The 12,723-nt window shown below is 61.2% G+C and carries 11 protein-coding genes; 6 read left to right on the top strand and 5 right to left on the bottom strand.

The features are described 5' to 3' along the window. The first annotated feature begins 1 nt into the window (after position 1). Entirely contained in the window at positions 2-1,441 is a 1,440-nt protein-coding gene (locus ACILSL_RS02840) for a DUF1501 domain-containing protein (RefSeq protein ID WP_395730485.1), read from the top strand. 185 nt (positions 1,442-1,626) lie between these two features. Here the strand turns inward: ACILSL_RS02840 and ACILSL_RS02835 are convergent, their stop codons facing one another. Then, a complete protein-coding gene (locus tag ACILSL_RS02835) occupies positions 1,627-2,472 on the bottom strand; it encodes a helix-turn-helix domain-containing protein (protein WP_395730484.1) in 846 nt (281 codons plus the stop codon). A gap of 195 nt (positions 2,473-2,667) precedes the next feature. On the opposite strand from ACILSL_RS02835, the gene ACILSL_RS02830 reads away from it, so the two are divergent. The 5 genes from ACILSL_RS02830 to hisH all read left to right on the top strand — a co-directional run bounded on the left by ACILSL_RS02830 (position 2,668) and on the right by hisH (position 8,932). Next, positions 2,668-5,739: a DUF1553 domain-containing protein gene (locus tag ACILSL_RS02830; RefSeq protein WP_395730483.1), complete on the top strand. Its 3,072-nt coding sequence runs from the start codon at positions 2,668-2,670 to the stop codon at positions 5,737-5,739. Between the two features lie 44 nt (positions 5,740-5,783). Then, positions 5,784-6,161, top strand: a complete 378-nt coding sequence (locus tag ACILSL_RS02825; protein ID WP_395730482.1) for a GxxExxY protein — start codon at positions 5,784-5,786, stop codon at positions 6,159-6,161. Positions 6,162-6,275: 114 nt separating this feature from the next. Next, complete coding sequence (locus ACILSL_RS02820) at positions 6,276-7,643, top strand: DUF1501 domain-containing protein (RefSeq protein WP_395730662.1); 1,368 nt, start codon at positions 6,276-6,278, stop codon at positions 7,641-7,643. A 66-nt stretch (positions 7,644-7,709) separates the two neighbouring features. After that, positions 7,710-8,312, top strand: a complete 603-nt coding sequence (hisB, locus tag ACILSL_RS02815; RefSeq protein ID WP_395730481.1) for an imidazoleglycerol-phosphate dehydratase HisB — start codon at positions 7,710-7,712, stop codon at positions 8,310-8,312. Continuing rightward, positions 8,312-8,932, top strand: a complete 621-nt coding sequence (gene hisH, locus ACILSL_RS02810) for an imidazole glycerol phosphate synthase subunit HisH (protein ID WP_395730480.1) — start codon at positions 8,312-8,314, stop codon at positions 8,930-8,932. Before hisB ends, hisH begins: the two co-directional genes overlap by 1 nt. A 67-nt stretch (positions 8,933-8,999) precedes the next feature. On the opposite strand, the gene ybeY is transcribed toward hisH, so the two are convergent. Genes ybeY through ACILSL_RS02790 form a run of 4 tightly spaced genes read right to left on the bottom strand, consistent with a single transcriptional unit; the run spans position 9,000 to position 12,689 of the window. Next, a complete protein-coding gene (ybeY, locus tag ACILSL_RS02805) occupies positions 9,000-9,455 on the bottom strand; it encodes an rRNA maturation RNase YbeY (RefSeq protein WP_395730479.1) in 456 nt (151 codons plus the stop codon). Continuing rightward, on the bottom strand, positions 9,455-11,185 hold the full coding sequence (locus ACILSL_RS02800) for an HDIG domain-containing metalloprotein (RefSeq protein WP_395730478.1): 1,731 nt from the start codon (positions 11,183-11,185) through the stop codon (positions 9,455-9,457). Before ACILSL_RS02800 ends, ybeY begins: the two co-directional genes overlap by 1 nt. Positions 11,186-11,220: 35 nt before the next feature. After that, positions 11,221-12,246, bottom strand: coding sequence for a PhoH family protein (locus ACILSL_RS02795; protein ID WP_395730477.1), 1,026 nt, complete (start codon positions 12,244-12,246; stop codon positions 11,221-11,223). Further along, entirely contained in the window at positions 12,246-12,689 is a 444-nt protein-coding gene (locus ACILSL_RS02790) for a hypothetical protein (protein ID WP_395730476.1), read from the bottom strand. The genes ACILSL_RS02795 and ACILSL_RS02790 overlap by 1 nt, the downstream gene beginning before the upstream one ends. Positions 12,690-12,723: the final 34 nt, after the last annotated feature.

Genomic DNA, 12,723 nt, shown 5'->3' with positions numbered 1-12,723 from the left:
TATGAATCCTTCTCTTCAACTTCAGGACCGGCTCAACCGCCGCATCTTCCTCAAGAACTCCTCCGCCGCCATCGGTGCTGCCGCTCTCGGTTCACTCCTTCAGGACGAAGCTGCCGCTGCACAGCCCGCGCGTTACTTCCCCAACTTCGCGCCCAAGGCCAAGCGCATCATCTACCTCTTCCAATCCGGCGCGCCCTCGCAGATGGATCTCTTCGATCCCAAGCCGCAGATGGAAAAGCACCGCGCCGAGGATCTGCCCGCCAGCATCCGGCAAGGGCAGCGCCTCACCACCATGACCTCAGGCCAGAAGGCCTTCCCGGTTGCGCCATCGATTTTCAAATTCGCGCAGCACGGCCAGGGCGGCATCTGGCTTAGCGAGCTCTTCCCGCATCTCTCCACCGTGGCGGACGAGATGTGCGTGATTCGCTCCATGTTCACGGAGGCGATCAATCACGACCCCGCCATCACCTTCTGCCAGACGGGCTCGCAGCTCGCAGGCAGGCCCAGCATCGGAGCCTGGCTCAGCTACGGCCTCGGGAGTGCGAATCGCGATCTGCCCGCCTACGTGGTCATGACCTCCTTCGGCACGGGCCGTCGCGATGACCAGCCGCTCTACGACCGTCTCTGGGGCAGCGGCTTCCTGCCCACGCAGCATCAGGGCGTGCGCTTCCGCAATGCCGGCGACCCCGTCCTCTACCTCTCCAATCCCGCCGGCGTGGACCGCCCCATGCGCCGCCAGATGCTCGATGAACTCGCCGCTCTGAATCAGCGCGACTTCGAATCCTTCGGCGATCCCGAAACCGCCACACGCATCTCCCAGTATGAAATGGCATTTCGTATGCAGATGAGCGTGCCCGATCTGGTGGACACCTCCAAAGAGCCGCAGCACATCATCGACAGCTACGGCCCCGACGTCAAAAAGCCCGGCACCTTCGCCGCGAACTGCCTGCTCGCACGCCGGCTCGCCGAGCGTGATGTGCGCTGCATCCAGCTCTTCCACATGGGCTGGGATCATCACGGCGGCCTGCCCGCTGCCATCCGCGGCCAGTGCCGCGACACCGACCAGCCCACCACCGCCCTGATCAAAGATTTGAAACAGCGCGGCCTGCTCGATGACACCCTCATCGTCTGGGGCGGAGAATTTGGCCGCACCATCTACTCCCAGGGCACCCTCACCGCCACGAACTACGGCCGTGACCACCACCCGCGCTGCTACTCCCTTTTCATGGCCGGAGGCGGCGTGAAGAAAGGCACCACCTACGGCGAAACCGACGACTACAGCTACAACATCGTCCGCGACCCCGTGCATGTGCACGATCTCAACGCCACCCTCATGCACCTCCTCGGCATCAACCACGAGCGCCTCAACTACAAGTTCCAGGGACTCGACATGCGCCTCACCGGCATCGCCGGGAATGTGGTGAAGGGTGTGCTGGCGTAGTCACATCCTCCTCTTCCTCCTACTCATACTCCTCCTCTCGGAAGCACTAAGAGCCTGCAAAACTTCGAGCACTCACTTCTCGTCCTCCTACTCGAACTCGTCCTCGATCTCACAGTCCCGCCACACGCTCCAGTTCGCTCACCGCATCGGCGTTCCTCTGTCGGGGTTTCAGACTTCAGCTCAGTTCACCCATCCTTCCGCACTCTCTGCCGCGCTCGAAACTCCCCCGGTCCACACCCCACCTGCCGCGCAAACATCCGGCTGAAGTAGTGCCGGTTCGGAAACCCAAACTCCACGGCGATCTGGTCGATCGTCTTGTCCGTCAGCGCCAGCGCCTCCCCCGCCAAACGCACCCGCGTCCGCAGCACATGCACCGCCGGCGTCTGCCCGGTGTGCTCACGAAAAGCCCGGATGAAGCGCTCCACGCTCATCCCCGCACGCTCCGCCAGAAAGGGATTCGTCAGCTTCCAATGCGGCGCACGCGCGATGAGTGCCAGCACCTCCACCAGCCGCTCCGGCATCACCGGCGGGGCTTCCGTTTCCAGGGCAGCGAAGACCGTATGCAGCAGGGCAGCGCTGAGATGGTGCAGGCGATGATCCCGCAGCTCTCCGGCTGCCTCCCGATGCGTCTCAATCAAATGCCCCAGCATCGCACGCAGCATGTCATCCACCGCGATCACCATCGGCCTGGCCGGCATGGACACACCCGGCCGCGCCGTCGTAAAGTGCAGCCAGAAGTGGCTCGCCTTCACCGGGCCGCAGCAGTCAAAGACCGTGTCCGCCGGAATCAGCACCGCGCACTTCGGCCCCAGGGGGATCTTGCTCCCTTCAAACATCAGATGGCAGCCCGGCTTTGAGTTGTAATAGAAACGCCAGAACGGTGAATCGACTCCCGTGTGATTCCAGTTCTCCAGCGCCGGCTGATACCCGCTTTCATGAATCAAAAACGGCGTCCATCCTGACTGCGCCACACGCGCAAGATCCACGCCCCACGGCGTGGTGTAGTTCAGGTATTTGCGACGACTCGACATACTCTATCTGAAATCAGATACGCCGATCCACGTCACATTTACCAGCTATTCACACCGCCTCCGCAGAATAAGATACAATTCATCCATAAAGAGGCACAGACCCACCGCGTTTGTTATTCCACCCTACCACGCCCCTGCCTGCCCTCTGGAATTCAATGTTCAATGTTGAACGTTCAAAGTTTTCCCATCTCCCTCATGCACCGTCTCCTCCTCATCCTTCTCACCTTCCCCGCCCTGCTCCCGGCAGCCCCCGCCAAGGTGAAGTTCAATCGCGATGTGCGCCCCATCCTCTCGGACAAGTGCTTCTTCTGCCACGGCCCCGACCCCAAGAAGCGTGAAGGCGATCTGCGCCTTGATGTGCGCGATGCCGCTGTCGAAGCCAAAGCCTTCCTGCCCGGCAAAGCGGAAGTGAGCGAGATGATCCAGCGCATCCTCACCACCGATGCCGATGACCACATGCCACCAGCCAAGTCCAAGCTCGCCGATCTGACGCCGGATGAGGTCGCCATCTTGAAGCAATGGATCAATGAAGGCGCCGAGTATGAAGCCCACTGGTCCTTCATTCCTCTCAAACCCGAGGCCACCCAAAACCAAAGCATCGACAAAATCGTCAGCGCCGAACTCGCAGAGCGCAGTCTGAAACTCCAGCCCGAGGCCGCTCCCGAAACCCTCATCCGCCGTCTGAGCTTCGACCTCACCGGCCTGCCGCCCTCCCCCGAAGAAATCAGCGCCTTCGTCACCGCGCATCAGTTTGATCCAGCATCAGCCATCCAGCATCTAGTCACCCGCCTGCTGGCGTCACCGCATTACGGCGAACGCATGGCCGTGGACTGGCTCGATCAGGCACGCTACGCCGACAGCTACGGCTTCCAAGTCGATCGCGAACGCGACGTCTGGCCCTGGCGCGACTGGGTCGTGAAAGCCTACAACGAAAACCTCCCCTTCAATCAATTCATCACCTGGCAGCTCGCAGGCGATCTGCTCCCCAATCCCACCGACGAGCAAATCCTCGCCACCGCATTCAACCGCCTGCACCAGCAGGAAAGCGAAGGCGGCAGCGTGGAGGAGGAGTACCGCGTGGAGTATGTGGTGGACCGCGCGCAGACCGTGGCCACCGCCTTCCTCGGCCTCACCTTTGAATGCTCACGCTGTCACGATCATAAGTATGACCCCGTGACGCAGAAGGATTATTACGGCCTCTTCTCCATGCTGCAAAACATCGACGAAGCGGGCCTCTACTCCTACTTCACGCCCTCGCCGCCCACTCCGGCCATGATGATGATGGATGCGCCTGCGAAAGAGAAGCTGGCCGCGCTGAATGCGAAGGTCACCGCACTGGAAAAGAAACTGAGCAACGCCGGCATTCCCGCCACCGCTTTGGAACTCCGCGATGGCGTCCCCACATCCCTTGAAGGCCAGATCGCCCACTTCACCTTTGATGAACTCAAAGGCAACAAACTCGCCGACTCCCTCCATCCTGCTCCACCGCCCGCACCTCCGCAGCCCAAGGTCGCCGCAGACGCAAAAGACAAAACACCCGCGCAGAAAAAGAAAGACGCCAAGGCTCCGCCTCCCGGCCCCGAGGCGATCCTCAAAGGCGAAAACAAACTCGTCTCTGGAAAGCTCGGCAACGCCATCCAGTTCACCGGCGATGACGCCGTGGACACACCGCTCGGAAACTTCCAGCGCCACGATCCTTTCAGCATCTCGCTCTGGCTGCAGACACCCGATGACAAAGATCGCGCCGTGGTCCTGCATCGCTCTCAGGCATGGACAGATGCTGCCAGCCGTGGCTACGAACTCCTCATCGAAAACGGCCGCATCAAGTGGTCCCTCATTCACTTCTGGCCCGGCAATGCCATCTCCATCCGCACCCAGGCCAAAGTGCCGCTCAATGAGTGGACGCAGGTCATCGTGACGAATGACGGCAGCAGCCGCGCCTCCGGCCTGAAGATTTACATCAATGGAAAAATCGCGCCGGTGGACATCATCAAGGACCACCTCACCAAGAACATCACTGGAGGTGGCCACGACAACATCAGCCTCGGCGAGCGCATGCGCGATCGCGGCTTTAAAAGCGGGCTCGTCGATGACCTGCGCATCTTCAATCGCGATCTCTCCCTGCCCTTTGACGCCAAGCGGGAACCGCTGCTGGCTGAACTCAAAGCCGCCCGCGCCGAAGTCACCGCCTTTGCCGATGCGCAGAAGGAAATCATGGTCATGCAGGAGCTGCCGCAGCCCAAGAAGGCCTACATCCTCACCCGTGGCGAGTATGATAAACGCGGTGACGAAGTCGGCCCTGCCACGCCCGCCTTCCTGCCCCCCTTCCCCAAAGACGCACCCAAGAACCGTCTCGGCTACGCGCAGTGGCTCACCGCGCCGGATCATCCCCTCACCGCGCGCGTCACCGTCAATCGCATCTGGCAGAGCCTGTTCGGACGCGGCTTGGTGAAGACCGCCGAAGACTTCGGCAGCCAGGGCGAGCGCCCCTTGTATCCCGAGCTGCTCGACTACCTCGCCATGAAGTTCATCCAAAACGGCTGGAACGTGAAGGCGCTGGTTCAGGAGATCGTGACGAGCAAGGTGTACCTCCAGCAGAGCATCGCCGATGCAAAGACCATGGCCGACGATCCCGAGAATCAGTGGCTCGCACGCGGCCCGCACTTCCGCCTGCCCGCCGAGATGATCCGCGACAACGCGCTCGCCGCTTCGGGCCTGCTCAAGCTCACCATGGGTGGCGCTCCCGTGTATCCCTATGAGATGACCGAAGCTTTCAAGCCCATGGGCCCCAGCGCAGGCGATGCCGTCTATCGCCGCAGCCTCTACACCAACTGGCGCCGCACCAGCCCTCCGCCCGCCATGGTCGCCTTCGACGCCCCACGCCGTGCCGTGTGCATTTCCAAACGCGAACGCACCGACTCCCCCCTCCAGGCCCTCATCCTCCTCAACGGCGTGCAGTATGTCGAAGCCGCCCGCGTCCTCGGCGAAAAGCTCCACCTCGAAACGAAAAGCGACCTCCCCAAGATGATCGAACTCGCCTTCCTCCGCTGCCTCAGCCGCAAACCCGACGCCAAAGAAGTCAGCATCTGCACCCAGCTCTACCAGGAACAGCTCACCCATTTCAAAGCCACCCCCAACGCAGCCGAAGAACTCCTCAAAACCGGGAATGCCAAGCGTGATGCTTCCATCGCGCTACCCGAAGCCGCTGCAGCAGCCGTGCTGGCGCAGGCTTTGTTAAATCACGATGCTTGCGTGGTGAAGCGGTGAGATTTGAACCACTGACTTGCACTGACTGACACTAATTTACAGATATGAATAAAGAGCTGTATAAAAAGGAGGGTTTTCTGCTCGTTGGCGCAGCATTTGCAGTGCATGACGAGACGGGAGGAGGGCTGGCGGAGGAGGTTTATCAGGAGAGCTTTGAAAGCGAGCTGGAGATGCGAGGCATTCCGTTTCGTCCCAAACAAGAAATCGCGATCTTTTACAAAGGTCGCGAACTGAAGAAGCGCTACATCCCCGATCTCTACGCCCACGATGCCATTGTGGTGGAATTGAAAGCCGTGGCAGCACTCCAGCCCGAACATTCTGCACAGCTTCTCAACTACATGCGGCTAACCAAGATGCCCGTCGGTTATCTCCTCAATTTCGCGCCACTTGAAGGCGTAGAGTGGAAAAGATTTGTTCTATAATTCAAGAGTCATCCGATCATGAATCCCATCAGTGCCAGTCAGTGTCAGTCAGTGGTTCCAATTTCTGATTATTCAGGAAGTCTAAACCGCCGCACTCTCCTCAATCGCTTTGGCATGGGCCTGGGCGGCATCGCGCTCAATGAGCTGCTCGCTCAGGGCTCCGAACCCGCCGACCACGGCGTGCTCGGCGGCACGCACTTCGCGCCCAAGGCCAAGCGCATCATTTACCTCTTCATGTCAGGCGGCCCTTCGCACCTGGACCTCTTCGACTACAAGCCGCTCCTCAACAAACGCCACGGCGAGCAGCTTCCCGACTCCGTGCGCGGCGGCCAGCGCCTGACCGGCATGTCGGGAAATCAGTCGTCCATCCCCATGGTGGGGTCACCCTTCAAATTCTCGCAGCATGGTCAGGCGGGCGGCTGGTTCAGCGAGCTTCTGCCACACACCGCGAGCATCGCGAATGATCTCTGCGTGGTGCGCTCAATGTACACCGAGTCGATCAATCACGGCCCCGGCGTGACGTTTTTCCAAACCGGCTCCCAGATCGCAGGTCGCCCCAGCTTCGGCTCATGGCTCAGCTACGGTCTGGGTGCAGAGAATGCGAACCTGCCCTCCTTCACCGTTCTCATCACCAAGGGCAAAGGCGGCCAGCCGCTCGGCTCTCACCTCTGGGGCAGCGGCTTCCTGCCCACGAAGCATCAGGGCGTGCTCTTCCGCGCCGCCAAAGATCCCGTGCTCTACCTCGGCAATCCCGCAGGCGTCAGCGCCGACAGCCGCCGCCTCATGCTCGACCGCCTCAAGGAACTGCATGAGCACCAGTTCGCCGGAACACCCGATGCCGAAATCCAAAACCGCATCGACCACTACGAGATGGCCTTCCGCATGCAGACCAGCATCCCCGAAGTCACCGACCTCAGCGACGAGCCGCAGCACATTCTCGACAGCTACGGCCCCGATGTGAAAACCCCCGGCACCTTTGCCGCGAACTGCCTCCAGGCGCGGCGTCTTGCCGAAAAAGGCGTGCGCTTCATCCAGCTCTACCATCAGGACTGGGACCACCACGGCGGCCTGCCCGGCGCCCTGCCCAGGCTCTGCAAAGAAACCGACCAACCTGCCGCAGCGTTGGTCAAAGACCTCAAACAACGCGGCCTGCTGGACGACACCCTCGTCGTCTGGGGCGGCGAATTCGGCCGCACCGCCTACTGCCAGGGCAAAATCAGCACCAACTTCGGCCGCGACCACCACCCCCGCTGTTTCAGCGCCTGGTTTGCCGGCGGCGGCATCAAGGCAGGCTCCGTCTATGGCGAGACCGACGACTTCGGCTACAACACCGTCAAAGACGGCCTCCACATTCACGACTTCCACGCCACGCTGATGCATCTGCTCGGCATCGATCACGAACGCCTCACCTACAAGTTTCAAGGCCGCCGCTACCGGCTCACCGACATTCAAGGCAAGCTGGTCAGGGGCCTGCTGGCGTGACACGTTGATGTGCAACTGAGACGGTTGCACTACAGGGAAACGCGTGTTCATTGCCCATCCCCTTTCATGAGCCAAACCCGCACCGCCAAGCAGCACCGCAAAACCGCCGAGACGGATATTGAGATCGAGCTCAATGTCGATGGGTCCGGCAAATCGCAGATCGACACCGGAGTGCCGTTCTTTGACCACATGCTGACGCTGTTTACCAAGCACGGCCTCTTCGACCTCAAGGTCAAAGTCGTGGGCGACATCGAGGTGGACTACCACCACACCGTCGAAGACACCGGCATCGTCCTGGGCAACTGCTTCCGCGAAGCCCTCGGCAACAAGGCTGGCATCACGCGCTACGGCTTCTTCCTTCTGCCCATGGACGAAACCTTGGCCGAAGTGGCGATGGACCTCAGCGGCCGCGCCTTCCTGAGCTACCATGCGCCTGAGCGCGTCGAAGCCATCGGCGGCGTGAACCGTTTCAGCTACCAGCTCGTGGAGGAGTTTCTCCGCGCCTTTTCCTCCAGCCTGCTGGCGACTCTTCACGTCGAAATCCGCCGTGGTCGCGATGCCCACCACATGGCCGAAGCCATCTTCAAAGGCTTGGCCCGCGCACTGGATGCCGCCACGAAGCACGATCCCCGCGTCACCGGCATCCCTAGCACGAAAGACATCCTGTGATGAAACTCGGAGTGCTTGATTACGGCGGCGGAAACCTCCGCAGCGTGCTGAATGCGTTCGATGCCATCGGCGCCCATGCTGACCTCGTCACCAAGCCGGAAGACTTCGAGTCCATCGATGTCCTCGTCTTCCCTGGCCAGGGCGCCTTTGGCGACTCCATCCGTATCCTCAAGGAGACCGGCCTCTGGGTGCCCCTGCAGGCCTGGCTGAAGGCGGAGAAGCCCTACCTCGGCATCTGCCTCGGCTATCAGCTCCTGTTTGAAAGCAGCGAGGAATCCCCCGGCGTCGAAGGCCTCTGCGTGGCCAAAGGCCAGGTCAGAAAGTTCGATCCTGCAAGCGGCCTCAAGATCCCGCACATGGGCTGGAACGTCGCCCAGTGGGAGCCCGCGCAGGCCGCCGTGTGGTCGGGTCTGCCCAACCCCACGTACGTGTACTTTGTGCACTCCTACTACCCGGACGTGCAGGATGAATCGCTCGCCCTCTGCCGCACCGACTACGGCGTGAGCTTCATCAGCGGCATCGCGAAGAAGAACCTCGTGGCCGTGCAGTTCCACCCGGAGAAGAGCCAGGAAGCCGGACTCACGCTGCTGCGCAATGCGCTGAAGGTGCTGGAGCAGTAAGGCGTTCGTTGGCCGCAAAAAGACGCAAAGATTCACAAAAAACAGATTCAGAATCTGTTCTGAATTTTCACTCCTTTTTGTGGCTCTTTGCGGCCAATGCTTCCTTCAAAACAGCCTCCTGCCGCTGCGCCATCTCACGCGCTTCCTCCGGCTCGTGGTCGTCCCAGCCCGCGAGGTGCATCAGGCCATGCACAAGGTAGAGGGCGACTTCGTGGTCGAGGGGCTGACCATGCTCAGTGCCCTGGCGCAGAGCGGTGTCGGCGCTGATGAGGATCTCACCGTGGTGGAAGGTGATGACGTCTGTGGGTGTGGGGTCATCGAGGAAATCGGCGTGTACGCGGGCGATATCGGCATCGTCCACGATCGTGATCTCGATTTCTTCAAGCGAAGCCAGCGGGGCATCGGGAGATTTCAGCTCTTTGAGGCACCCGGGCAGCGCGGCTTTGCCGATGCGCCGCAGCCAGGGCAGCGGGATGGCGTGGGCTTTCTGCCGGTTGTAAATGCGGAGCTTCGGCAGCGGCATCAGGCGGCGGAGGCTGGGGGAGATTTACGGCTGCGGGGCTTCTTGACGGAGGCCTCGGCTGCAGGGCTGGAAAAGGAGGCTTCGACGATTTTTGCCGAGGCTTCGGTTTCTTCATCGCCCACCAGCACGGGCTTTGCCTCGACGGGTCTGGCTTCATCCCGCACATGAGCCTGCTGTGATGAAGGCCTGGCTTCAACGGCCTTCTGATATTTGATGCGGCCGTGCATCATGCTGAGCAGGGTCTTGGCAAAGCTGGCCTTGATCCTGGCGAGCTCGGCGATGGTGAGATCACACTCATCCAGCTGGCCGTCCATCATGCGCGCCTGCACGATGTCGTTGATCATGGTCTCAATGCGTGAGGCATTGGGTTTTTCCAGCGTGCGGGAGGCGCTCTCCACGGCGTCTGCCAGGGAGATGATGGCGGATTCCTTGAACTGCGGACGCGGTCCTGGGTAGCGGAAGGTTTCCTCGCTCACCTGCGGCACGTCGTCCTCCTTGGCCTTGCCGCCTTTCACCAGACGCTCTACCTCGGCTTTCTGATCCAGCGCCTGACGGTAGAAGAACCACGCGAGGGAGTTGCCGTGGTGCTGCTCGATGACGTCGATGATGCGTGCATTGAGGTTGTGCTTGATGGCCAGATCCACGCCGTCTTTGACGTGCGCGATGATGACCAGCGCACTCATGCGCGGGGTGAGGTCCTCATGCGGATTGTCCGAAGGGTCCATGTTCTCGATGAAGTACTCCGGCTTGCTGAGCTTGCCGATGTCATGGAAGTAGGCGCACACACGGCACATGCTGGCGCTGGCACCGATGGCTTCTGCTGCGGCTTCGGAGAGATTGGCAACGACGAGGCTGTGATGGTAGGTGCCGGGCGCTTCGATGCTGAGGCGGCGCATGAGCGGGTGGTTCAAATCTCCGAGCTCCAGCCAGGACACATCCGTGGTGACACCGAAGACGCTTTCCATCACCGGCAGCAGCCCGCCCACGGCCATGCCGGTAACGATGCCAATGAGCAGCGGCAGGCCCACCATGCGGCCGATTTTTTCCTCCATGATCACTCCAGCGGCCTCATGCAGCAGGAGCGAATAAGCCATGGCCACCAGCCCGACGTAAAGCCCCGCCATGAAGAGCCGGTTGCGGCGGCGCACACGCTTCGTGAGAAGAACTCCGGTGAAGCCGAGCAGGGCCGAAGTGGCCATGTAAGTGGGCGCTGAAATGGAAATGCAGACCAGCACACCAAAGAGGGTGGCGTAAATGGCCCCAAACAGGCCGATGCGCCGGCCGAGAATCACCGAGAGCACCACCGGCCCAAAGGCATGCGGCAGTACGATGGCCTTGAGCGTCTTGCCCCAGCTCTGGCTGAAGGACAGATCCAGCATGAGCACCACCAGCGCGAGGTGGGTGACGATGGTGCCCAGCACCAGCAGCAGCACACCGTTGTCACAGATCTCATGCCGCAGCGCCACGCGCTCATGCACCACCATGGCAAAACCAATGGCCGCAGCATAGAGCATGTGCAGCCAGGTGACGGCGGGCAGCCCGGCCTCCACCTGGGTGCCGAGGCGCATCAGGATGCCGATGCCAATGAAAAACAGCACGTAGGCTCCGACCGTGCCCGCAGGATGCGTGCGCATCTCATCAAGCAGATCCCCCTCCTGGTGCTTTCGGCGGGTTTTGCCGCAGGAAAGCCCTTCGCGTTGCAAGCGGGCACGACGAATGGACTCAAACATGGGTTAAAAAAATAGGGGGGACGGCTATGAAGCTATCATACATCGGGGTTCGGACAAGAATCTTTCCCCCCACCTTCAGCCTGTTTGGGCCATTGTGTCTCATTTTTACGACTCCGCCCCGTTTGGTAGGCTTCAATGATACGCTGCACGACCGGCAGACGAACGATGTCTTTCGGGGCAAAAGCCACGAAACGCACGCCTTCCACATCCTGCAGCAGCTCCACGGCCTCCTTCAGACCCGACTTCACATGGCGGCGCAGGTCAATCTGGGAAGGGTCTCCCGTGACCACGCAGCGCGCCCCCTCCCCCAGACGGGTCAGGAACATCAGCATTTGCTCGGTGGTCGTGTTCTGCGCTTCATCGAGGATGATGAAGGCATTTTTAAGCGTGCGCCCGCGCATGTAGGCCAGCGGCGCGATCTCGATGCTGCCGCGCTCGATGAGGCGCTCCGCCTCCTCCGGCTCCAGCATGTCATAGAGGGCGTCATAGAGCGGACGCAGGTAGGGGAAAATCTTCTCCTTCAGATCTCCCGGCAGAAAGCCCAGCGCCTCGCCAGCCTCCACGGCGGGACGGGTGAGCACCAGGCGCTGCACGAGCTTTTCCTTCAAGTAATGCAGGCCCTGGGCCATCGCGAGATAGGTCTTGCCGGTGCCCGCAGGCCCCACGCCGAAGACGACCTCGCTTTCCCTCATGGCCTGCACGTAGGCGATCTGTCCGCGCGTCTTGGCCAGAACGGGGGGGCGCTTGCCGGAGCCGAGCAGCTTGAGCTGCATGATGGCATCCGCCGGGGCATCGCCCGTCTCACGCTGCACGCTTTCGACCACCAGGCGCACCATGCCGGCAGACACATCGCCACCGTTGCGGCGCACTTTTTCGAGTTGGGTGAAAACCTCGCGCACTGACGCGATGGGGGCCGCCTCGCCCTCCAGACGCACCCAGCCTTCGCGGCTGGTCACGTTCACGCCAAACGACTCACCGATCAGCCGCAGACTGCCGAGGTCATTGCCGATCAGTTTTTGCAGGAACTGCGGCGTCTCGTACGTGAGCGTTTCGACAGGCATCAGCGGTAGCCATAGGCCAGCGCCCAGAGCACGCCGGCATCCGTCTTCGACTTCAGTTCAAAGACGATCTTGTAAGTGCCGGTCTTCGGCGGATTGACGCGCACGCTCATGAAGAACTTGTCCGCCTTCGCATTGATCTGCACCGGCTGGTTCTTCTCATCGTACACCTTCATGTCGAGCGTGACTCCTTCCTGGCTCGTACCGAGCCAGAAGGCGTATTCGTTGCCCTTGAAAAGCTGGTGGGTGATCTGCAGCTTCTGCCCGCTCTTCACCTCGCCGTTCCAGTAGTCTTCACGCACGATGAAGCCCTGCTCCACAAATGGCATCGCGGCCTCCATGGCAAAGTCATGGGACTCATCCACGGTCGCATAGACGCACGTGGCTCCCAGCACCAGCAGGCAGGCGGCGGCGAGAACTTGAAAGCGGGACCAGGGGCGGTTCATTTGGGGGGATCTTTCCATGGAGGAGGTCATGCAG

Origin of the sequence: Prosthecobacter sp. (genome assembly GCF_044222345.1) — a bacterium.
Classification (GTDB): domain Bacteria; phylum Verrucomicrobiota; class Verrucomicrobiia; order Verrucomicrobiales; family Verrucomicrobiaceae; genus Prosthecobacter.
The sequence above is the reverse complement of the archived record's forward strand: the minus strand, read 5'-3'. Positions and strand labels throughout refer to the sequence as shown.

Bases quoted from the DNA above. Each gene is read 5' to 3' on its own strand.
- ACILSL_RS02840 (WP_395730485.1), top strand. From the start codon at position 2: ATGAATCCTTCTCTTCAACTTCAGGACCGGCTCAACCGCCGCATCTTC.
- ACILSL_RS02835 (WP_395730484.1), bottom strand. From the start codon at position 2,472: ATGTCGAGTCGTCGCAAATACCTGAACTACACCACGCCGTGGGGCGTG.
- ACILSL_RS02830 (WP_395730483.1), top strand. From the start codon at position 2,668: ATGCACCGTCTCCTCCTCATCCTTCTCACCTTCCCCGCCCTGCTCCCG.
- ACILSL_RS02825 (WP_395730482.1), top strand. From the start codon at position 5,784: ATGAATAAAGAGCTGTATAAAAAGGAGGGTTTTCTGCTCGTTGGCGCA.
- ACILSL_RS02820 (WP_395730662.1), top strand. From the start codon at position 6,276: ATGGGCCTGGGCGGCATCGCGCTCAATGAGCTGCTCGCTCAGGGCTCC.
- hisB (WP_395730481.1), top strand. From the start codon at position 7,710: ATGAGCCAAACCCGCACCGCCAAGCAGCACCGCAAAACCGCCGAGACG.
- hisH (WP_395730480.1), top strand. From the start codon at position 8,312: ATGAAACTCGGAGTGCTTGATTACGGCGGCGGAAACCTCCGCAGCGTG.
- ybeY (WP_395730479.1), bottom strand. From the start codon at position 9,455: ATGCCGCTGCCGAAGCTCCGCATTTACAACCGGCAGAAAGCCCACGCC.
- ACILSL_RS02800 (WP_395730478.1), bottom strand. From the start codon at position 11,185: ATGTTTGAGTCCATTCGTCGTGCCCGCTTGCAACGCGAAGGGCTTTCC.
- ACILSL_RS02795 (WP_395730477.1), bottom strand. From the start codon at position 12,246: ATGCCTGTCGAAACGCTCACGTACGAGACGCCGCAGTTCCTGCAAAAA.
- ACILSL_RS02790 (WP_395730476.1), bottom strand. From the start codon at position 12,689: ATGAACCGCCCCTGGTCCCGCTTTCAAGTTCTCGCCGCCGCCTGCCTG.